Source organism: Foliimonas ilicis, assembly GCF_039939195.1.
GTDB lineage: Bacteria > Pseudomonadota > Alphaproteobacteria > Rhizobiales > Rhizobiaceae > Foliimonas > Foliimonas ilicis.
On record NZ_JBDUUH010000017.1, the window covers coordinates 24,178 to 46,068 of the forward strand.

At 57.9% G+C, this 21,891-nt stretch carries 14 protein-coding genes; 5 read left to right on the top strand and 9 right to left on the bottom strand.

Annotation, left to right across the window (positions count from 1 at the left end):
* Positions 1–43 precede the first annotated feature (43 nt).
* The 7 genes from ABFT80_RS26075 to ABFT80_RS26105 all read right to left on the bottom strand — a co-directional run bounded on the left by ABFT80_RS26075 (position 44) and on the right by ABFT80_RS26105 (position 9,223).
* Positions 44–1,048 (bottom strand): phosphotransferase family protein, encoded by a 1,005-nt coding sequence (locus tag ABFT80_RS26075; RefSeq protein WP_347974869.1) that lies wholly within the window; start codon positions 1,046–1,048, stop codon positions 44–46.
* Between the two features lie 76 nt (positions 1,049–1,124).
* Complete coding sequence (locus ABFT80_RS26080; protein WP_347974870.1) at positions 1,125–2,501, bottom strand: amidase; 1,377 nt, start codon at positions 2,499–2,501, stop codon at positions 1,125–1,127.
* Between the two features lie 11 nt (positions 2,502–2,512).
* Positions 2,513–3,793, bottom strand: coding sequence for a Zn-dependent hydrolase (locus ABFT80_RS26085; protein WP_347974871.1), 1,281 nt, complete (start codon positions 3,791–3,793; stop codon positions 2,513–2,515).
* Positions 3,794–3,816: 23 nt separating this feature from the next.
* Entirely contained in the window at positions 3,817–5,652 is a 1,836-nt protein-coding gene (locus tag ABFT80_RS26090; RefSeq protein ID WP_347974872.1) for an ABC transporter ATP-binding protein, read from the bottom strand.
* Entirely contained in the window at positions 5,649–6,578 is a 930-nt protein-coding gene (locus ABFT80_RS26095; protein WP_347974873.1) for an ABC transporter permease, read from the bottom strand. The genes ABFT80_RS26090 and ABFT80_RS26095 overlap by 4 nt, the downstream gene beginning before the upstream one ends.
* Before the next feature lies 1 nt (position 6,579).
* Complete coding sequence (locus ABFT80_RS26100; RefSeq protein ID WP_347974874.1) at positions 6,580–7,560, bottom strand: ABC transporter permease; 981 nt, start codon at positions 7,558–7,560, stop codon at positions 6,580–6,582.
* Positions 7,561–7,645: 85 nt separating this feature from the next.
* Positions 7,646–9,223 carry an ABC transporter substrate-binding protein gene (locus ABFT80_RS26105; protein WP_347974875.1) on the bottom strand — a complete coding sequence of 526 codons (1,578 nt, stop codon included), beginning with the start codon at positions 9,221–9,223 and terminating at the stop codon, positions 7,646–7,648.
* A 169-nt stretch (positions 9,224–9,392) separates the two neighbouring features.
* Here ABFT80_RS26105 and hisN point away from each other — a divergent pair, with 169 nt between their 5' ends.
* On the top strand, positions 9,393–10,193 hold the full coding sequence (gene hisN, locus ABFT80_RS26110) for a histidinol-phosphatase (RefSeq protein WP_347974876.1): 801 nt from the start codon (positions 9,393–9,395) through the stop codon (positions 10,191–10,193).
* Between the two features lie 9 nt (positions 10,194–10,202).
* The gene (locus ABFT80_RS26115) at positions 10,203–10,979 is read left to right on the top strand and encodes a DeoR/GlpR family DNA-binding transcription regulator (protein WP_347974877.1); all 777 of its coding nucleotides are present in this window, start codon (positions 10,203–10,205) and stop codon (positions 10,977–10,979) included.
* Between the two features lie 117 nt (positions 10,980–11,096).
* Here the strand turns inward: ABFT80_RS26115 and ABFT80_RS26120 are convergent, their stop codons facing one another.
* Positions 11,097–16,172: a putative Ig domain-containing protein gene (locus ABFT80_RS26120; protein ID WP_347974878.1), complete on the bottom strand. Its 5,076-nt coding sequence runs from the start codon at positions 16,170–16,172 to the stop codon at positions 11,097–11,099.
* A gap of 359 nt (positions 16,173–16,531) precedes the next feature.
* Here ABFT80_RS26120 and ABFT80_RS26125 point away from each other — a divergent pair, with 359 nt between their 5' ends.
* The 3 genes from ABFT80_RS26125 to ABFT80_RS26135 all read left to right on the top strand — a co-directional run bounded on the left by ABFT80_RS26125 (position 16,532) and on the right by ABFT80_RS26135 (position 19,626).
* A complete protein-coding gene (locus ABFT80_RS26125; RefSeq protein ID WP_347974879.1) occupies positions 16,532–17,980 on the top strand; it encodes a sensor histidine kinase in 1,449 nt (482 codons plus the stop codon).
* A complete protein-coding gene (locus ABFT80_RS26130) occupies positions 17,977–18,672 on the top strand; it encodes a response regulator transcription factor (protein WP_347974880.1) in 696 nt (231 codons plus the stop codon). Before ABFT80_RS26125 ends, ABFT80_RS26130 begins: the two co-directional genes overlap by 4 nt.
* 276 nt (positions 18,673–18,948) lie before the next feature.
* A complete protein-coding gene (locus tag ABFT80_RS26135; RefSeq protein WP_347974881.1) occupies positions 18,949–19,626 on the top strand; it encodes a transposase in 678 nt (225 codons plus the stop codon).
* Between the two features lie 394 nt (positions 19,627–20,020).
* Here the strand turns inward: ABFT80_RS26135 and ABFT80_RS26140 are convergent, their stop codons facing one another.
* On the bottom strand, positions 20,021–21,889 hold the full coding sequence (locus ABFT80_RS26140) for an acetyl-CoA hydrolase/transferase C-terminal domain-containing protein (RefSeq protein WP_347974882.1): 1,869 nt from the start codon (positions 21,887–21,889) through the stop codon (positions 20,021–20,023).
* Between the last annotated feature and the right edge of the window lie 2 nt (positions 21,890–21,891).

Consider the following 21,891-nt stretch of genomic DNA (forward strand, 5'->3'; position numbering starts at 1 on the left):
CGCTCGCACCCCTTGATCGGCATAAACTTGCAATGTCGGTCGGTCATGCACGCGCCAAAAGCTGCCGCATGTCGAAAGTCTGGAGGTGATAGTTCATCCGGATCAACCTGTTGCTCGCATATTTTAGCCACTCAGGCCCAACCATGTCTTGGCTGGTCTCCGCCAGCAGTGCCCAGCAGGCCCAAAGGAGATCATCAACAATGCCGTACAGCTTCACCCTGGCAAGAACAGCTTGGTCCGGTCGGCCCAGATAAATCTCAACCGCTTCCATACGCTCCTTGTCGTTGTTGCAGAACTCAAGGCACAGAGAACCGAGATCGAAGATCGGATCGGCATTCACCGCTCGGTCGAAATCGACGAGACGAATATGGCCATCCGGGCCGGCCATGATGTTGGATACCGCATTCTCGCCATGGATCGGACCCAGATCAGTTCCGGCAGCGGAGAGCGCCTCTTCGATGCGCGCACTCCACTGCATGGCCGACAGAAATGGTATGGCGCCTTTAAAGGGTATCGGGCAGCAACCTTTGGGGTTCAGATGAGGTTTAAGCCGAACGGCATAATCTCGCACGACGTCAAACGGAGAAATCGTCTTTGAAAGCTTGCCCTGCCGATGCCAGGCTTTCTTAGCCGACAGGACGGCGGATTTAAAATCTGGCTTGCGCATATCGCTCGCCAGCGCCATTCGCCAGTCCGATCCGAGCAGTTCGAAGACAAGCACTTCCTCGTTAACGTCAGCCGCAATAAGCCTAGGCGCAATCTGCGCTTCACCGGCTGCTTTCGCGGCGGCAACTGCGTCGGAGAAGCTGTAGGGGTCGAGCGCCCCGGCCCGAAACGCCTTGGCGAAAACACCAGACCTGCCGTTCGATACCGAGACCGGTGCTGAAACCGAGTCCAGACTGAGATGCATAGGCATCGCGATCGACGGAACCGGTGTGCCTATCGAAGCTTCCACACCCTGTAAATCTTGCATGGAAGCGAGTGTTTGAATGATGCGCTCGCGCGGAGCGCGCGCAGTGCAGAGTTCATCGACCGTGCCGTTGCCCATCTATCGATCCCTCTTTGCTTCTTCGGTGCTACATGTCAGCGGTTGGAGATAAGTGCAGTCTGCCGGTCGCGATTGTTCATTGGATCATCGGAAATCCTGCATCGAAGCCCCGCGCGCGTTCGTACCAGCCAGCGAGCGCGAGGATGTCGGCATCCTTGCCGTTGCTGCCTGTGATTTGCATGCCGACCGGAATGCCACCGGTGGCAAATCCACAAAAGATCGACGCCGCTGGCCAGCCAAGCTGATTTGTGATCGCGGTAAATGAGAGATGATGTAAGGGCATGTCCTGTTGCGCTCCCAACGATTCCGCAGGAAAGCCGGCAACCGGCATCACGGGTGATATAACCAGATCAAAGCTTGCCAAACTTTCCCGATAAAAGGCTTTTGCTTGCTCGATCCCGTCCATGGCTTCTATGTAGCGTTTTGCGGAAATGCCGTCGCCCGCGTCACAAACGGCGGAAATGTAGTCTAGCGTCTTGGAGCGGGCGGATTGGGAGAGTTCGTCGCGCTCCATAGCAGCCTTTACCGCAAACACTGTTTCCAGATGTCCGCGAAGGTCGGCTTTGATTGGATCGCAAGCCTCGATTACAAAAGCGCCTGCTTCTCGAAGAAGGTCGGCAGCGCGTAAAATTAGTTCCGCAACGCCGGCTTCGACCTCCCCGCCGAAGCCTCTACCCATCAGTAATCCGATCCGCATGCCGCGAGGATCGGCGGCGGGAATGGCTGCAGGCAGCGGACGGCCCAACTCACCTGCCTGTGGGTCAGGACGGCTTAGGACCGACAGCATCAGGGCTGCGTCAGCAACCGTGCGGGTCATTGGCCCTGCAACTCGCGTCGCGCTCGCAGGAGTATGTGGCACCACTCCGCTGGATGGTTTAATGGCGAAAATGCCGCAATGCGCGGCGGGCAGTCGCACTGAACCGGCCAGATCTGTGCCGATGGACGCCGGTCCCATTCCAGAGGCGATCGCAGCCGCCGCCCCGCTGGAAGACCCGCCCGTGTTCATCGAAAGATTCCAAGGGTTTCTGGTCGTGCCATGGGCGGAGCTTACACCGGCAGGCAACAGACCATAGTCAGGCATCGTCGTCTTGCCGAATATGATCGCGCCAGCCTCCTTCAGTCGAGCAGCAGGAGGCGCGTCGTCCTGCGAAACCGTGCCGACCCTGCCGCGCGTTCCGCGCCAGTAGGGCCAGCCCGCCAATGCGATGCTGTCCTTTACGGTGACCGGTAGCCCATCGAGTGCCCCAGTCGGCGCATTCGAGTGCCATCGAGCCTCGGATGCGCGCGCAGCCGCCATTGCCTCTTCGGCACGAAGCACAAAGATCGCATTCAACGCCGGATTGACGGCATCCACACGGTCCAACACGGCTCTCATCGCATCGACCGGTGAGAGCGACCCGTCTGCAAACCCTTCCAGGAGTGCCGTCGCACTCATGCGCCAGATGTCCATCATCCCGCCTTGCATCAAGTGGCCAGAAAATTGTCATCGACGCAGAAGCGCCAAAGCATTCCCGTCAGAACCTGCACCCCAAAGGCGCGGTCTTCCAGTGTCGTGAATTCGGTGGGATGATGAATAACGCCGCCGACACTTGGGACGTTGATGACCAGCGCCTTCGTCACGGGAGCCATGGCGATGGAGTCATGCCCGGCGATGGAATCCAGTCGCATTGTCTCTTCTCCGAGAGCAGCGGCTGTTTCCTCTGCAAGCCTGTAGAGATCAGCATCAAGCCGACCTGCCTTGCGCCGGTCGATACTTCTGACTTCGAACTCCACAGAGGCGCGCTCGGCAGCCTTGCGCATAGAAGCAGTCATTTTTTCTTCCGCGACAGCGAGAAGATCGGGATCAGGTGAGCGAAGCTCGATGAAAAGGACCGCTTCGCCCGGAACGACATTCGGTGAATTTGGAGACACCTCCAGGCGCCCCACGGAGGTGTGAAGGTCTAGTCCCCCGTCGTCCGCGATCGCCCGAATATCCGCAACCAGATAAGCCGCTGCCAGCAATGCGTCCCGCCGCTCGGCCATGGGCGTGGGACCGGTGTGAGCCTGCCGCCCGATGAATGCCACCCGGTACTTGGTCGCCCCCCAGAAGCGATCGACAGCCGCAAAGCGTTTTCCAGCTTTCTCTAAAAACGGGCCACCCTCGATATGCAATTCGATCAAGGCGTCGGGAATGACGTGCTCAGCAGATCCTGCATACCCGATGGATGTCAACGCTTCGCCGACGCTGATGCCATTTGCGTCTTTGCGGTTGAGTGCGAACTCCAGCGTGTGTTCCCCGGAATTGACTCCGCTTCCTAGCAGACTGGGTTGAAAGCGAGCGCCTTCCTCATTCGTCCAGTTGACGAGAATGAAATTGGCCTTCGGCGTGATGCCGGTCTCGGCGACCTTCCGCTGGAGCGCTTCGATCGCGCTGCAGGCTGCAACAACGCCATAGCTCCCGTCAAAACGTCCGCCGTTTGGCTGACTGTCGATGTGGGACCCCGTCATGATCCTAGGCGCATTGGGCCCCGCCCAATCGAGAAAGCCGAACATGTTGCCGATTGCATCGACCTCGACGCGCAAACCCGCGTTCCTCATCCAGTTAGCGAGCCAATCGCGCGCCTGGCCATCCTCCGCAGAAAGGGTCAGGCGGGTCAGCGCGCCACCGCCACCACCGCCGAATGCGGAAACCTCTTCCATAAGTCGATGATGCGCGTCGATATCGACGGTCGGAAGTGAGTTCAGATCTACGGTCAAGCTGGGCATCATTATATTCCGTTTGCGATGGTTCAGGCTGCGGCGGCGGTCAAGCCCTGCGGTGGATAGGATGGAACCAGGAAGCAGGCCGCCTGCCCGTCGGGTCCATCGGGCATGAGGACAGGAGTTTCGACGCGGCATCTTTCGAACGCCTTTGGGCAACGCCCGGCAAATCCACATCCTGGCGGCAGGTCGATCGGGCTTGGAGGCTCGCCGTCGAGCAAGCACTCCTCCGGATCGTAACGCCGTGTTTCCAGCGTCGGAATCGCGCTCAGCAACGCCTTCGTGTAAGGATGCCCCGGATCAAAGAAGAGCTTGGTGTTATCGGCTATCTCAACCACCTCGCCCAGATACATTACGGCGATCCGATTGCAGACACGTCTTACCATGGCCATATCGTGAGAAATGAAGATGTAGGTGAGCCCATGCTTCGCCTGAAGTTCGGAGAAAAGCTTGAGCAGTTTGAACTGTTCGGTTTGATCGAGCGCGGAGAGCGTCTCATCCATAATCAGGACTTTCGGGTCCAGGACCAGCGCTCTTGCAACATTGACCCGCTGCCGCTGTCCCGCGCTCAGCCCGAGCGGAAGCTCGTCGAAAAGCGATGAGGGAAGTCCGACTTCTTCCATCACCCCAAGAACCTGTTTGCGCCTCTGGTCTGCGCTTCGGACACCGTGAACCCTGAGCGGACCACCAATAATCTCGCCAATCGATGTTCGTGGAGGCAGCGAGTTGAACGGATCCTGCAAAACGAGCTGAAAATCCTTGCGAAATTTGAGAAGGTCGGCCCGCCAAAGACGAGAAATATCCTGGCCCCCGCAAATGACGGATCCTCTATCGGGCATCTCCAACCGGCTGAGAAGCCGCATCAGTGTCGATTTCCCACAGCCCGACTCGCCAACGATTCCGAAATTCTCACCAGGGAAGACGTCGAAACTGACATCTCTGACGGCGCGCACCTCGCTGTAGCTCGCAAATGTTCCGCGCTTGCGGATATGGTAACTCCGGGATGCATTCTTGATGCTGATCAGCGGGGCTCCATGCTGTGCAACCTTCGGCACCACAGGTGCCGTATCCGTCCAAATTTGCGGAACCTCGGAAATGAGCTGGGTCGTGTAAGGATGCTGTGGTGACTTCACCAACTGCTCCGGCACTTGCCTTTCCACAATACGGCCTTCTGAGAGAACCAGAATCCGGTCTGCGGAATCGTTCAGGATCGGCAGAGATGAAGATACAAACACCACCGCCGTGTCGAAGCGCTCGGTGAGCTCACGCATCAGGCGCATTACCTGTGCGGCGATAGTCACGTCCAGCGGCTGCGTGACATTGTCGGCAACAAGAAAAGCAGGATTTGTTGCCAACGCATCGACGATCAGAGCGCGCTGCATCATGCCGCCACTGAATTGCGAAGGATACTCGTGGAAACGTGAGGCCGGTGAGGGAATGCGGACTGCCGCAAGCAACTCGATTACGCGGCGCTCGGCATCGGAGCGACTGATTTCAGGCACCAATGCCCGTATCTTCTCGACGATCTGGCGTCCCACAGGGAGCGTCGGATCAAGCGCACCTTGCGGATTTGCACCAACATAGGCGATCTCTTTGCGCAACGTACGCATCCGGCGAGGCGGGAGCGCGAAAATATTCTCGCTCCTGTAGGTCACTGATCCGGAAGAAATCTCAAGCGGAGGATCGATCCAGTTGACCAGTGCGCGTGAAAGGACTGATTTGCCAGAGCCGCTCGCGCCGATAATGCCGACGATCTCTCGCGGCGCCAGATCGAAGCTGACATCCGATACGATTGGTCGGTTGCCTTGATCGGTTTTTAATTGAATGGTGAGATCGCGTACGGAAAGTATTGGGGCGCTTGTCACAGGACGCCCCCATAGATGCGGTTGCGAGCCCGTTCGAGTGTTGCGCCCATTAGATTAACGCTGGTCAGAGTGAAGCAGAGGAAAATGCCGGGCATAGTGGCTATCCACCACGCGTTCAGCAGATATTTGCGACCGTCCGCGATGATGTTCCCGAAGGTTGGCGTCGGCGGCTGAACTCCCAATCCGATAAAGCCCAGGATCGATTCAAATATCATCATTCGGGCAACGTCGAGAACCGAGATGAAAATGACAGGCGGCATGATTAGAGGCGCCAAAAGGAAAAGCATGATCCGGAGGTCGGACGCGCCACTGACCTGAGCGGCTCGCACATATTCCTGCTTGCGTTCGGTCATGACCACGCTGCGGGTCACACGTGCATAAACGGGCCAACTGGACAGACCGAGCACAAGAATAATCGCGGGAATGGTCGGGCGGGAAACGCCCAGCACCGTAATGGCCAGAATAATCATTGGAATGGACAGTTGCGCATCAGTGAGACGCATCAAGATGAGATCGACTTTTCCGCCGTAATATCCCGAAAGCATTCCGATCGTGCAGCCCACAATCAGCATCAGAGCGACGGTGGAAAAGCCGATCAGCAGCGAATACCGCAATCCGACAAGACTGCGCACGAGCATATCGCGACCGAGCTGGTCGGTGCCAAGCGGCGCGGACCACATCCATTTGTCCCCGATAAACCAAGGGGCGTTGAGCTTCGCCGAGACATTCAGCTTCGTAGGATTGATACCGCTCAGCCATGGATAGAAGAGCGCGGCTGCGACCAGAATGACGAATATTCCCAGGCCAACACGAAATTCGTAGGAGGCAAATGCCGCGCGCCAAATCCGTCGCGTAATCGAAACAGCCTTGCGTTCCGCTGCGAGCGGCTGGGCGACATTGATCTCGTTGACGTCTATTGCTGCCATCTCAATACTCAAGTCTGGGGTCGATCGTGGACGCGATGAGATCGACCACGATATTGATCAGAACGAAGATCGCGCTTGTGATGATTGCGATGCCCTGGATCAGCGGAAAGTCGCGCTGAAGAACGGCGTTAATCGTCAGCAGCCCAAGCCCCGGATAGTCGAAGATGAACTCGACCACGAGCACGCCGCCAAGCAATCCGCTGATCTGGATGCCAAGCAAATTCAGCAGCGGGACAGAGGCGTTTCTGAGCGCGTGACCGAAAACGATGCGTCTGTGGCCCAGACCACGTACTCTGCCAAATGCGATGAATGGACTTTGCATCACCGCGGAAAGCGACCCCGACAAATTTCGTATCAGGACAGGCGAGAGTTCAATCGCCAGCACAATCGCCGGAAGAATGGTGTAGGCAAAACCCTTGTAGCCAATCGCAGGCAACCAGCCGAGTTTGACCGAGAATAAAAGCGCAAGCACTATCCCTAGCCAGAAGTTAGGCAAAGAGACGAAGATCGACGATACGTAGAAGGCCAATCTGTCAGGCCATCGGTTCGGTGCAAGCCCGGCAGCTGTCCCGATCAGAAAGGTTATTACAAGAGCAAAGACAACTGCTAAGGCAGCAAGCTGCAGCGTCATCGGCAAAGTATCGCCAATCAACGTCAGCACGTTTGCCCGATCCCCCCGAGAGCTGTCGCCGAAGCCTGTTCCGCCTGTTGACGCGCCGCTCGCTGGACGTGTGAAAGACTGCCCGAAATCTCCTTGCACAACGCCGGTCATGTAGCGGCCAAATTGCACCAGAATGGGATCGCGCAGCCCCATTTCCTTGGCGATTTCTTCGATCAGAGCTTCAGGAGCCATGCCTCCGGCCATCAGGCGAACAGGGTCGCCTGGAACCACGCGCAGCAACGTGAATATCAAAAGCGTAACAAGAAATATGATTACGACGCCTTGCGAAATACGACGCGCAAGGAAACTAAGCAGTGCCATGCCCAATCCTTCCGACCGCCTTGCGGTGCGGTCTCAGCCAAAAACAAAAGCCCTCCGCCACCTGATGGCGAAGGGCTTTAAGGGATTAGCCTAGGGTTGCCTTCGACGCATCCATCGAGCCGTCCGGATAAATGAACAGCCCCGTCAGCGACTTGTCGTGAGCGTGGATCATAACCGATGTGAACAAGGACAAGGCCGGAACCTTGTCGGCAATCATCGGCATGGTCTCGTTCTGCAGGATCGACTTGCGTTCTTCCAAAGTTGAGGCACTGCGCTCCTTGTCGAGCGAGGCGTCGAGTTCCTTGTCCTCAATACCGGTGATCCTCTTCGATGAAGAGTGGAAGTGGGTGCGCAAGATAAGGTCTGGTTCAGGTGACCCCGTCGACCAACCGCAGTCGATCATGTGGCCAGGACCGCCGCCGGGACGGTCGTACAGGCGCTCGTTCCAAGCCGCGATTTCGAGTACTGACAGCTCGACCTGGAAGCCCTGCTCCTGAAGCATGGCGGTGATGACTTCGCCGTATTCCTTGGTCTTCGGATAAAACCCTACTGAGGTGATATATTCCAGCGGCGGCAGTCCCTCCCCATTCGGGAACCCTGCTTCCGCCAGTAGAGCCTGACACTTCTCAGCGTCGAATTCTGGATAATTTGGCAAGTCGATATAGCCGAACTTGACCGGCGAGACGAAATTCGCCGACGCAGCGCCAGCATCGCCCAGAACCTCCAGCAGCACCGTGCGATCAATTGCGTGGCAAGCAGCCCGGCGGACGAGCGGATTGTCGAAAGGCGCTTTCGAGCAACGGAACCAGAGATACTTGTTCTCAACCGACGTCACACGGCTGATGGCAACCTTGTCGTTGCCTTCGAGGGTCCCAACCTGTTCCGGCTCCAGACGCTCGACGATGGACGCCTGTCCGTTCATGAGCGATAGCATTCTGGTCGTGGAGTCGCCGACGAAGCTGAAATTGATGCCAGGAATGACGGGCTTGCCTTTGAAGTAGCCGTCATACGCCTCCAGCACAGTGTCGTTGCCGCGTTGCTCAACGAACTTGAACGGGCCAGTGCCATTGAGACGCTGCGACAGCGGGCCCTGCGGTCCTTTGGCGATGTCGGCGGACGACATGATTGGTAGAAAACCAGCCAGGAACATAAACAGATGGGCAGGATAACCGCCCTTCGAGGTATCAACGACGACTGTGTAGTCGTCCGGTGTGGTGATGGTTAGGGTTTCGGTCGGCCCCGGATACCATTGTGCTGGGCGATCAGGTTGCGATCCATACTCGAACGTAGCCTTGACGTCCTCGGCCTTGAAATCCTTGCCGTCGTGGAATTTCACGCCTTGGCGCAGCTTGATTTCAATGGTGTTGGCATCAACCAGCTTGAGGCTCTCGGCGAGCTCGTAGATAACTTCATCCGGATTTTCGACGGTCATCGGGTTGCGGACCAGGAAACCCATCACGAAGCCTTCGACATTCTTCTGCGAAAGTGTGGTGTGGGCCGTCGGGTCCCAGTTACCCGTAATGTTTTCTGCCGAGAGAAAGACCAGCGGTTTCGACTGTGCAAATGCTGGCGATACGATGGCGCTCGGATTGAGTTGAAGCAGACCTGCACCCACACCCAAAGCAGCGGTTCGACTTAGGAAGTCACGCCTATTAATGCTCATAATGTTCCCCTTTTGGTGACGTCTTGACTGACAAATTTCTTATTTTTTTGGGCAGCCACATTTTTGCTGCTGCCATTTTCACAAACGCTAGCGCGATAAAAGCGATATGGCAATATGTGTTTTTGTGTTTTAAGTTGTCAAAAAACACCGATACTTTGGGAGGCACTTAGTGGACAGCAATGCAGGCTCTTATATCGAGATTTCCAACTTCGCCCGCGAGGTCGCGCGTGATGCCGGGGGTCAAGCTCTGCACTGGTTTCGCCAACCGATCGACGTCAGCGTCAAAGCCGATCACAGCCCGGTTACGGAGGCAGACAGGCAGGTCGAGGAGGCCATACGAGCACGTATAACGGCTCGCTTTCCGGATCACTCCATGTTTGGCGAAGAATATGGGATCGCGGGCAGCTTCGATGCGCCGACTTGGGTGATCGATCCAATCGATGGAACCCGCAGTTTCATCTCAGGATCGCCGTTGTGGGGCACACTGCTTGCGCTCAGCGAAAACCAGCAGGCTCAGTTGGGGGTAATCGAAATGCCGGCGTTGAACGAGCGTTGGACGGGGGTGTCGGGAACGGGCAGTTGGTTCAACGCGTCCGATGGTACGCAAACACGCTGCAAGACCAGCGATCGCAACAAACTGTCGGAGGCCATCTTCTACACCACATCCCCGTTTTATTTTTCGGAGGATGAGCGCGAACCTGTTATTGAAATCGCGCAGTCCGCCGCAATGTGCCGGTTTGGAGGAGACTGCTACAATTACGGCTTGCTTGCCTCCGGTCATGTTGATCTCGTGATCGAATCCAAGCTGGAACCCTATGACTTCATGGCCGTGGTGCCTGTTATCGAAGAAGCCGGAGGTGTGGTAACCGATTGGAATGGACAGCGGCTCACTTTGGCATCCGGCAAGCGGGTTATAGCTGCCAGCAACGCCGCGCTGCACGAGGAAGCGCTGCGATTACTTTCGCGCTAGGGGGAAAAGATGTGGCATGAGGAGCGGCAACGTCGAATCCGGTCAATGCTCGCAACATTCGGTCAACTGAGCATCGATCAGGCAACAGAGGATTTCGGCGTCTCCCGCGAGACAATCCGCCGAGATTTCATGGACATGGAGGAAGCTGGCGAACTCCGCCGGGTGCGTGGCGGAGTGGTTCCCGTCAGCCAGGACGCCGAGGCACCCTATCTCGAACGTGCGGCCGTGCGGCGCCGGGAAAAGCTGACAATCGCCAAGGCGGCTTCCACCTTGATTGAAGCAGGTCAGACCGTTTTTCTGGACGCGGGAAGCACGACGACGATCCTTGCCGAGCGTCTGGCGCAGTGCAACGGTTTGACCGTTGTCACAAATTCTTTTGACGTCGCAAAGTCGATGACATCCGGCAAAGATATGGCTCAGCGAATGAACCGGGTGGTCGTCCTCGGAGGCGATTTTGCAGACAATCCGCCCGCAACATACGGGGCGATCACGATCAATGAAATTGTCCGCTATCGTGCCGATTTTGCCATCGTTTCGCCTTTTGGCTTGGACGCTGCATCGGGCGCGACGAGTTATAATCCAGATGAAGCGGAAATCGCTCGCGCAATGTTTGCAAATGCGAAACAGCGGGTGATTTTGGCAGATTACTCCAAACTCGGTGTCGCGAGCCGCGTATCATTTTGCGCTTCTTCAGAGGCGGATCTCATTATCGTCGACTCCAAAGCGCGGCAATCAAAAGTCCTCGCCCAACTCGAAGCTGCCAGTTCTCGCGTCATCGTCGCATAGAAGCATTGATTGAACGTTCATTGGCAAAGAGTGGATCCACGCAATCTGCATACGGATAAAGCATCCGTGCGTGTACGTCCGCTTAGTACTGTCGCGCAGAAGCACCTCGCTGAAGCCTCAGAAACGGGCCCCGACCTTGACGGCGAAGGTGTGATCCTGACTTTGCCCGCCGCTTCCATAGGACGTCTGGTAGTCGAAACCGAGGCTCCAGGCGTCGCCGATCTGTGCGTCGAAGCCCAACCCGATTGTCAGATGGTCCTTGGAGAACTGATCGATATCAATTGAGTACGGCAGCGTGCCGATATCGGCGTAGCCAAGGCTCGCGCGGCTCGATCCTTCGAAATCGTGGGTGTATTCGAGCCTGGCACGAGGTTTGAAGACGCCCCAGTCCATCGGCAACGCATATTCGAGCCGAAGCCCAAGGACCCCGGATAGCGTGTCGATGGTTTGGTCACCATAGGTCAGGCCCCATATTCCGCCGTCGTTCTCCGTAAAAGCATCGAGTTTGGAGCGAGAGGCTTCCAACCTTCCATATGGCGAGAGCAGCCAGTGGTCTTGACGATGTTCATATCCAGCCGTCAGCAAGCCGAAGACCTGCTGTCCGCCGCGCGATCCTGTGGCGAAATCTCCCGTTGCCGTGACATAGCGGCGGCTGTCGAAATCCATGAAGCCGTAGCCGATCAGGCCGTCGACGAATATCTCAGGCGTCGGCTTGTAGCTGCCATAAGCAGCCATAGACCATGCCCGCCCACGGCTTTCCGTCCCGTTCCCGCCAACGTCAGTCTTGTCACGGCCGTAACCGAAGCCGAGGCCGCCCACGAATTTGGGAGTAAAGCGATAGTCCACGCCACCCGAAATGCCTACCAGCGTGCTGTCGAGATCAATGCTTCCATTGTCGCTTTCCGCAAAATTGACATAGCCGCCCGACCAGACCGCGAAGTTGCCGAGAGGATCGTAGTCGGCGGAAGCAGGCGTCTCGCTCTTCTTCTTGCCCCCGTCCAACCGGCGAAAGGCATTCGCGACCGGATCGCGTTCGTCTTCCTCAGCATAGGCTGCCCGATCTGAATCGCGCTGCGTAAGGCCGATATTGACGCTCATCGAATTGCGCCGGCGCTCGCCTTCGTCGTGAAGCTGCTCGAGACGGCGGTTGAAATTATCCGTCTGCGTCCTGGCGAAGCGCTTCGCCGCCTCCGCCTGGGCCGTCAAAAGGCCGATTACTTCAGGATCCTGCGATGGATCGGGGCGGGCGATGATGTTGAGTGTTACCGTGGCGGGGGCCGAGCGCCCATCGGCATTCGACAGCGTATATTGCAGGCTTGCCGATCCCGCGAAGGTACCGGCGGCCGCGAAATCAAGCATGTAGACAGCGCGATCGCCCCTGACGGATGCATTGCCTGCTTCGGTCCCGGGATATACCGCGATATCGGCTCGGGTGAACGGGCCGTTGGTTGCTCCTTTCGTGAGATCAATGGAGCCGTTGGTTCCTGCCATGACCTCCAATGTCATGTCCCGGGCGACCGGAACATTGAGGTTCCTGATTTTGATTGAAAGATTGGCAGTTCCGGTAAAGCCGAGACCATCGGTGGCCGTCACCCTGGCCGAAAAGTCGCCAGCTTCCGTTGGCGTCCCGGACAATGCGCCGCTAGCCGTAACGACGATGCCGTCAGGCAGGTCTCCCACGGTCATGGCGAATCTGTAGGGCGCGGTACCTCCTGAGGCAGACAGTTGCACCATTTCATAGACTGCATTGACCCTGCCATCAGGCAATGGCGGCACTGATATTTCGATCTCAGGGGCGCTGATCGATAGCGAGAGTCCCCGTGCCCCGGTGAATCCGTTGTCGTCGGTTGCGGTCACGTTGAAGGCAAAGCTCCCGGCCTCGGTTGGGGTGCCTGCGAACTTGCCGTCAGTGCCGAGTGACAATCCTGCTGGCAGGTCGCCGGCTGTCACCTCGAAACTGTAAGGTTCGATGCCGCCGTCAGCGGTCAGTGACACCGGCCCATAGGCCGAACCGGCCGTCCCGTCCGCCAGCGAGTCCGGATCAATCTTGATTGCAGGCGCGCCAATGGCCAGCGTATACGCTCTGGTGCCGGTGAATCCGTTGTCGTCGGTGGCTGTTACCGTGAAGGTGAAGCTGCCAGTCTCGTTCGGTGTGCCGGTGATTTCACCGGTTGTGGCGAGCGACAATCCTGCGGGCAGGTTCCCGGCCGTTATTTCGAAACCGTAAGGCCCGGTTCCACCGTCGGCGGTCATTGCGACCGGTCCATAGGCCGAGCCGGCCACACCACCCGCAAGCGCGTCTGGATCGATCGAAATCGTCGGCGCATCGATCGCTAGCGTGTCCTCACGGGTGCCGGTGAACCCGTTATCGTCGGTTGCCGTCACGGTGAAAGTGAAGCTTCCGGCCTCGGTTGGCATACCGCTGATCTCGCCGGTCGTGGCGAGCGACAGGCCCATAGGCAGATCGCCGGTCGTCACGGTGAAGGCATAGGGTGCTTCACCGCCATCGGCGGTCATTGCGACCGGTCCATAGGCCACGCCTGCCGATCCGCCCGGCAGTGTGTCTGGACCGATCGTGATCGTTGGCGCGTCGATGGCGAGCGTGTACTCGAGGGTGCCGGTGAATCCGTTGTTGTCGGTTGCGGTTACCGTGAAGATAAAGCTTCCGGCCACGGTTGGGATGCCATTGAACTCTCCGCCGATGCTGAGCGACAATCCTGCAGGCAGGTTGCCGGCCGTCACCTCGAAACCGTAAGGCCCTGTGCCGCCATTGGCCGTCAGGGTCACCGGCCCATAGCCACTGCCCACCGATCCGCCCGGCAGCGCGTTCGGGCCGACGATGATCGTTGGTTCGGCACGTGTGACAATGACCGTGTAGGTTCTTGTCGTCGTCCTGTCCTGTGCTGTCACGACAACCGTGATGGCTGTGTCGCCCGTTGCGAGTGAAATCCCCGATGAAGCCGATCCCGATGTGACGCTTTGGCCGTTGACGGTGATCGTCGCACCGGTATCCGCGGCCGTCGGGGTCAGGGTTAGCGAACTGACGGCGCTCGGAACGGATACGGTGTAACCGGTGGTGCCAGGAGCAAAGGCCGGATTCAGAGTGCCGGCGCTGACGGAGAGGTTCGAAAGGCTGGCGTCGTTCGAGGCAGGCACCTCATAGGTGAACGCGCCCGTCGCGGTGGCGCTGCCGCTGTGCGTGGTCACCACCACATCGACCGCGCCTTCCGCATGCGCTTGTGTCGTGGCGGTAATCTGCGTGGTGCTGTCGACCGTGAAGCTGGTCGCCGCGGTGCCGCCGAACGTCACGGCTGTCGCGCCGGTCAGGTCCGTGCCGGTGATGACGACGCTCGTGCCGCCTTCAGTCGAACCGGTGGTCGGAGAGATCCCGGTGATCGTCGGGATAGGATCGGTGACCGTCAGTGTGTAGGCGCTGAAATTGTGATGTCCCACATCATTCCTGACGTCTACAATGAAATTAAATGTTCCCGTTTCCTCCGGCGTTCCGGAGAGCAGACCTGTTGCGGCATCCAGGCTCAAACCTGCCGGAAAGACCCCCAAAGTACGTAACCAAGACCAGTCTGTGAATGGGCCATAATCGTTCCCGACCGTGAACTGCACGCTATAGGGTTGGCCGCGCGTGGCAGCCAGGCCGTCCTGGCTAGGAGGTAAAATCTCGACCCACCGCACCGTGAACGAGACCGCACAATCCACGGTGATCGGCCCGGTTCGCCAGAGATCACCAGAGGCGCCGCTGCTGATGTACTGAACGCCACAGCCAGTCGGGGCTTCGGGGTAGGTGCCCCCATTTGCCGGCGCTATCAGAAATTCGACGATTGAACCGGCAGTTACGGAGTCGCCCGACGAGAGCGGCGCACCTCCCGCCGTAGCGATTGCATTGGTTGACGTTCCCCCCGATACGGACCACGAGACGGTCGGCGCTGCCGGCGCATCGTTATCGAGGATCGTCCCCACTCCCTGGCCGTCGACCACCATCGCTCCGACGACATTGGTCACGTTCACGAAGAAGGTTTCGTTCGGTTCGCTGAGTGTGTCGCCGAGTATCTGTACCGTGACAGGCCTGCCGATAGACCCCGGACCGATGCTGACGCCGGTGCCGCTGAGGGCCACGTAGTCGACCCCTGCTGTGGCTGTGCCGTCGGCGGTGGCGATATCGAATGTCACCTCCCTGAACTGCGGCACGGTCCGGTCGAGCGTTACGTTGAAGGTGACAAAGGTGCTGCCGGAATCGCCCTCGACAACGGTGGCGTCGTCGATCGACAGCGACAGCACCACGGGAGCATCGTAGGTGAACGCGCCCGCCGCGGTAGCGCTGCCGCCGGGCGTGGTCACGGCCACGTCGACCGGGCCTTCCGCATGCGCTTCAGTCGTGGCGGTGATCGCCGTATCGGTGATCACCGCGAAGCTGGCCGCCGGGGCACCGCCGAATGTCACCGCCGTCGCATCGGTCAGGTTCGTGCCGGTGATGACCACGCTAGTGCCACCCGCCGCCGGACCTGTGGACGGCGAGACGTTGGTAATCGTTGGCGCGGCGTCCGCGCCGAGGACCGTCAGCGTGAAAAACTGTGTCCCGAAATGCCCATATTCATTTGTCGCGCGAATTGTGAAGTCGAAACGTCCTTCTTCTCTTGGCGCTCCCGACAACGTGCCGCGATCGGAAAGCCTGATGCCATCCGGCAGCTCTCCAGACGCCAGCGTAAAGGTGAACGGGCTGCTGCCGCCGCTTACAATGACATTGTTGGTGTAATTTTCGCCGATCGTAACCTCGGTCGGCCCGATAGCGAACATCGTAATAGCACTGGTTTGGATGGTGACGTGGCATGTCTCGGTTATGGTGGCGCGCCACGTGTCCCCATCGTCATGGGAGATGTCGCAGCCACTCGGCGGACTGCGATACGTCATCCCGGTGAGGATATCGATCCTGAACGTGACAATCGTGCCGACGTCCACGGCATCGCCGCTGTTCAACATACCGCTAGGCCCCCCAATGGCCGAGACCGGTACCGGTTCATCCCAGGTGATGGTGGCCGTCTGCGCTTGTGCCGATGCGGCAAAACCGAGCCCAGAAAACAGAAGCGCCAGGAAGAGCACGAGCCGGGACAATGGCGATCTGACCGGACACGCCTTGCCGCCATCAGTGACGATGTTCCGGTGTCCACCGCGAAACGTCATGCTCACCCCCCGCCGATATGGATCGACCATCAAGGCGGTCGACCGCTTCTCCATGCGGCGGAGAGCGTTGCAAGATCGCCCGCACGACGCCCCTCTCGGCATCGCCCGGACAATCCTCTCCAAATCTTGACACTCCGTCAGGCGAACCAGATCGCCACGCGGAGGGATTGTCAGTGCCGCATCGAAATCCAGGTCACGATAAGGTCATGACGACCGACAATTCCACCGATCAATTCTATTGAATTCTGACCAATTCTTACATTGCTGCATGGCGCTTGCGTGTTTGTGCAAGTCCTGCAAGGTTCAGCTTTCAAAGCGGCAAGAGGTGCGGCAGGGGGACCCCGTGCGAACATTCAGGTATGCTTGACCTAAAGACCGTTCTGGTCGTCACGCTTGCAACCGCAAGCCTTCAGGCGGTTGCCTGGGTTTTTGTCTGGCAGGCTTGGCGACATCTCTACGAACTCAAGTTCCTTGCCGCAGGTTTTGCCGCGATTGCTGTCGGACTTCTCTTGATGATCGTTCGCGGCACGGAACCGGCTGCGTTGGCTATCGTGTTGCACAATACGGTCATCAAGCTGGGGCTGGTGCTGCTCGCCGAGGGCTTGGCCCGCTTTCTAGGACAGCCGCGCTATACTTGGATCGGTGTTTCGCTACTCATTTTCCAGGTCGTTGCCTGGAGCGCTGCTGTTGCAATCGACCCGGGCAACATAGCGATCCGCATCCACACGTCGACCTTCTTCACCATCGCAATCATGTCGGTGATGTGCGTCGGGCTGATGCGAGACCGAACTCAACCGACGCTCCTGCGCTGGATAACGATTGGAATACTTGTCGAGTATATGGGCGCCAGCATTATCCAGAGCGTCATCGAATATCTGCTGCCTACCGATTTTCAAAGCGACCCGATTCTGGCCGACCGCAACGCCTGGTATCTGCTGCAAGGCACGCTGTTCCTGATCGCATTTTTCGCTTGCCTGCTCTTCATGGTCAGTTCCCGGCTCTCCGCCGACCTGCGTGAGAAAAACGCGGCCTTGTCGCGAGAGGTGCAGGAACGGCGACGGCTGGAAAGCCGATTGAACGCAAGCCTGGAGGCCGAACGCGCTCTTCGCGATGAGCAGGCAGACTTCATGCGCGTCGTCAGTCACGAGTTCCGCACCCCGCTCGCCATTATCCGCAACGCGGTCGACATGATCGGCCTTGTCGGGAACAGGTCACCAGATGCGACGAAGGAACGGATCGTCGGAATTGGTGAGGCGCTCAATCGCCTGTTTTCCCTGATCGATCGCTTTATGTCCAATGATCGCGACAGCGGGTTTCGTCCGGAGATGATACGCGTCGGTTCCCTGATCGCGGATGTGCGTCTCCATTTCGAAATGACCGAACGCGGTGAGCGCCTGATCTTCACCGTCGAAGACGATGCCCTTTCGCTTTTCGCCGATCCCGAAATGCTGGCGACCGTCCTTATCAATCTCATCGACAACGCACTCAAATATTCGCCAGAGGACCAATCGATCGATATCGATGTGCGGAAGGAAGCTGGAAATATGGTCGTGCGGGTTTGCGATCATGGCATAGGCATTCCGCAGGCCGAGCTTCATAAGATCGGCAGGCGCTTCTTCCGGGCCTCCAATACAATGGCCGGAACCGGAACCGGCCTCGGCCTCTACTCCTCACGAAAATTACTCGTCTATCATGGCGGCAAGCTGCAGTTGCTGGCAAACGACGACCAGGGCATGACGGCGATCGTGAAACTGCCTCTGTCAAGCGAAGCGACAGATCGATCTTCGCTGGAGGAACTGACCGCATGACGCGTATTCTGATCGTCGAGGACGAGCCACGGCTGCGCAAGGACCTAGCCGATTTCCTGGAGCTGACAGGCTTCACGGCCGAAGGTGTCGCCACGGCGCGGGAATTGCGTCAGGCCCTCGCGGACGGCAGTTCGCCTGCTGTCATCATCCTAGATGTCGGGCTGCCCGATGGGAACGGATTCGAACTGGCAGCCGAAATCCGCAAGTCGCATGCCTGCGGCATCATCATGTTGACGGCGCTTGGCGACAGCGATGATCGTATCCGTGGCTTTGAAAGCGGAGCTGACATCTACTTGGTCAAGCACAGCACACTGCGTGAGATCGAAGCCGCGATTCGCAGCTTGCTGCGACGAACGGGAAAGCTGCCTGGTTCTGCGAACGGCAACAATGACCAGTGGGTGCTTGACGGCACGAATTGGATGCTGATTGCGCCCAATCATCGCTCGCTCAAACTGACGGCCACCGAATTCGCCTTTATGAGTGTGCTGTGTAACAATTGCGGCGAGATTTGCCAGCGCGAGGATCTGATAGAAACCGTTGCCCGTCCCAGAGCGAACTTCGATAATCGGCATCTCGACGCCGTCGTCAGTCGGCTCCGCCGCAAACTAGAGGAACATATCAATCTGACAGTACCGATCAAGGTCGTCTATGGCGTTGGCTATACGTTCACGGCCTCCGTCGTTGTACAATAGCGGTGGTCGTTTCCGGCGCAATCGCAACCTCACGTGTAGTCGCCTCGATGTCCGCTATCAGGAACGTCATGTGCGTCCTCGATAACCGATATGACCCGTTACCGGCCATCGCCGATCAACGCAGTATTGGCAGCACGTCAAACGTCGCTTGCTCATCATTGGTCTCATCCGATAAAGCTCACGCGAGATAACGTGACGCGGACGGACATTTAGTCCTCGCCAGAGCGACACGAAACATCGATTGGTTATGCAAATGTTCTCATCAAGGAAATTATTATGAAGCGCCAGACGCGGCCATTCACCGTAGAGGTCAAACGGAAGCGGACCGTTTCCAAACGGGGTCGTTCGATCTGGGGCGACCTTGATCTGTCAGCGATTGACGCCGAGACAAAGAGCGTGACGGAGGAAATAGCGCTGCCAAACCGCAAGCTTATTGACTCTAAGATGACACCAATTGATGCTGAAAACAGTTTTAAACCCCAAGTGGAGCATCTCATGGCCGACCTTAAGGAAGCTGAACCAGCCCAGACCAACACTGACGCGTCTACAACGGGGGGAACACCTGTAACGAAGAAAAGCGCTCCGCGACCGAAAACAGCCAAAGCCCAGCCAAAGCGGGCCCCTAAAACGACGGTTGCCCCAACACATGTTGCTGCTGTCACTCCTGCTGCAATCCGCCGCAAAATCTACTCTGATAAGGAACGCGCCCAATTGCTTGGCCAAATCGAGAAAGCGGTTGCAAGCGGCAGCAGCAGCAAGAGTGCCATAAAGCAGGCTGGCATATCGGAACAGACTTATTATCACTGGAAGAGGTCGAAAGCTCCGGCACCAGCGAACAGTGACCTGAAGGATTTACTCGCGCTTGAGGAAGAAAACATTCGGCTGAAGAAGCTGTTGGCTGAACGGCTGCGCAATGAGAATGCGGAGTTGAAGAAAAAGCTCGGGCTCAACTAAGCCACACGCATTGCCACCGCCTTGTATTTGATCGAGCAACGGCTTCGACGGAGTGCATATCTGCAGTGCAGGATTGCACTCCGCCTTGTTGAAGGGCCGCCTAGCAGTCTCTATGCGGGTATAAAAACTCGGGTGAGCATTAGGTTAAGTCGGATAGGTTCGCTCCGAAAGTTATTGCTTTAGTCGCTGATTCCGTGAGCTCCACCTTGAATGAGCGGCGTTTCGCCGGAATCGTCCGGAGATGGATTCCTTCCCCTCGCCAGCACAGCGACGCCGTTTCAACTCTTCTGGCCATGCCAGACCGCACCATGCCCGCCTTCTGGATTTCGCAATCCGCTTAGCCGGCAAGGCAGTTAGCCCCGAACGTGGGTTCGTTAGTATAAACTCTCTTGCATCACTGCGTGCCGCTCGCCCCTGTTTTCTGTAATGCCCAACAGAGCAAACGTCTCTTAATATCCGTAGCCTCAAGAAGCTGCATTCTTTCAAGCTCTGCCTCATGCTTCTCGTGAGAGGATCGACTTGCGAGGGCCGAGATTATCGCGGCCGCTTTGCCGCCAATGGAGGCGGTCGCTTCCTTCAGAAATGACAGGGCCGTGAGCAGACGCTGTTCAACGGGCGTGAAATCTGTGCCAAACGGATAGGGTGTGCAGTAACCCGCCTGACGTGCCGCGCGCAGTGCGTTGGAAATAGTCCTTGGCGTGTTCGCCGAAGCCTTCTGAGGCAAGCGATAGGCTTTCTCGATTTTGCCTGCCTCAAAAGCTTTATTCAGGAGTTGTTCCTGAAATTTTTCGTCGGCTATCGCAACCATTGCGACGGCACAATCGCGGTCGCTTCTGCCCCGCAAATCGGCGACGCCATATTCCGTGACGAAGATGTCCCGCAGGTGACGCGGAATAGTTGCGTGCTCGTAACTCTCGACAATTCTCGAGCGGCGCGTGCCCTTCGACATCCGCGTCGCATTCAGCGTGATGATGGATTGAGCGCCTTCTAGGGCGAAAGCCTGTGCGACGAAATTGTATTGACCGCCGACGCCCGACACGACCTTGCCATTCGCAAGCGTATCCGAAACCGTCTCTCCCAGCATTGTCGCCATCATCGCACTGTTGACGAAACGAGCATCGACACGATCGCGCCGCTTGGCATCCTCGTCCCCATACAGCTCATTGACGAAAGAGATGCCGCGCATCTGGAACAGGTCACGCTCTTCATCGGGCAGTTCTCGCAGGAAGCGGTAGAACGCTTCCGTTCCCAGAAAGAAGCCTGCATGAAGCAGCGCGCCATCGGCTGCTTTTCGCTTCAATATGCCGGCTCGGTAGAGTTCCATGAAACCATCTACGAACATCTCGGTCGCGGCGTAGAGACCTTTGTCGAATACACCAGTCTCCCTGTCGTCGGGAATAACCCCGCCACAGAGTTCGCGAAGCGTGTGTTCGAACAGCTCGGACGCCTGGTGGCGCATGATGAGCGCCGCCGTCAACGCATCGCCCAGAGAGCCGATCCCGATCTGGATTGTGCCACCATCCTTCACCAGAGACGCTGCATGGATACCAATTGCATGATCGGCGTCCGATACGGATTGTTTTGGCACGACGAACAGGCCGGGCTCATTGCCAGGCGTGTGAAGAACATGGTCGAACTCGCACGCCGACAGAGACGCGCTCCCGCCCATATAGGGCAGTTCGGCATTCACTTCGGCGACGAGCATGAAGGATTCATCTCTTGCCTTCAGCGCAGGCAGAATATCCAGCGTGATGTCGCTGTTGCTCGAAATGCTGTAGGTCGCATCGCCATCGATCTCACGCATGGCGACCAGTTGCGCAATGACATTAACGCCCTTGTCCAGCAGCATGCGCGCCGCATGGGTGTAATTGGCGGAGACATAATGTTGCTGCATCACGGGCATGTTGAGCCAGCGCCCCGCCATCAGAAAGAACTCGCTGACGCGGATGTTGTCCGGCATATCGCCACGCCGCAGAGCTTCGATATAGGCAAGCCGTTCGTAGCGTCCGTAAAGCCGTTCGGCAAAAGGCTCGATAAAGCGCCGTTCCATGTCCGAGCTGCCGGAGGGCGGTTCCAGCGAAAGCGCGGTGAAAATGTCGAGCGAAATGGACCTGTCCGCCGCGGCACGGCGATAAAGCGCGTTTGCGATGCGGCCTGCCTTGCCAAGCCCGAGCGGCAAACCCAGCACGATCTTTCCGCCCAGCCTGTCGATGATATGATCAGCGAGGATGTCGGCATCCTCGTGAATCTGCGGTCGCCCCATGC

Excerpts from the sequence above, each read along its gene's own strand:
- ABFT80_RS26075 (WP_347974869.1), bottom strand. The coding sequence starts at position 1,048 with ATGGGCAACGGCACGGTCGATGAACTCTGCACTGCGCGCGCTCCGCGC.
- ABFT80_RS26080 (WP_347974870.1), bottom strand. The coding sequence starts at position 2,501 with ATGATGGACATCTGGCGCATGAGTGCGACGGCACTCCTGGAAGGGTTT.
- ABFT80_RS26085 (WP_347974871.1), bottom strand. The coding sequence starts at position 3,793 with ATGCCCAGCTTGACCGTAGATCTGAACTCACTTCCGACCGTCGATATC.
- ABFT80_RS26095 (WP_347974873.1), bottom strand. The coding sequence starts at position 6,578 with ATGGCAGCAATAGACGTCAACGAGATCAATGTCGCCCAGCCGCTCGCA.
- ABFT80_RS26100 (WP_347974874.1), bottom strand. The coding sequence starts at position 7,560 with ATGGCACTGCTTAGTTTCCTTGCGCGTCGTATTTCGCAAGGCGTCGTA.
- ABFT80_RS26105 (WP_347974875.1), bottom strand. The coding sequence starts at position 9,223 with ATGAGCATTAATAGGCGTGACTTCCTAAGTCGAACCGCTGCTTTGGGT.
- ABFT80_RS26115 (WP_347974877.1), top strand. The coding sequence starts at position 10,203 with ATGTGGCATGAGGAGCGGCAACGTCGAATCCGGTCAATGCTCGCAACA.
- ABFT80_RS26120 (WP_347974878.1), bottom strand. The coding sequence starts at position 16,172 with ATGACGTTTCGCGGTGGACACCGGAACATCGTCACTGATGGCGGCAAG.
- ABFT80_RS26125 (WP_347974879.1), top strand. The coding sequence starts at position 16,532 with ATGCTTGACCTAAAGACCGTTCTGGTCGTCACGCTTGCAACCGCAAGC.
- ABFT80_RS26130 (WP_347974880.1), top strand. The coding sequence starts at position 17,977 with ATGACGCGTATTCTGATCGTCGAGGACGAGCCACGGCTGCGCAAGGAC.
- ABFT80_RS26135 (WP_347974881.1), top strand. The coding sequence starts at position 18,949 with ATGAAGCGCCAGACGCGGCCATTCACCGTAGAGGTCAAACGGAAGCGG.
- ABFT80_RS26140 (WP_347974882.1), bottom strand. The coding sequence starts at position 21,889 with ATGGGGCGACCGCAGATTCACGAGGATGCCGACATCCTCGCTGATCAT.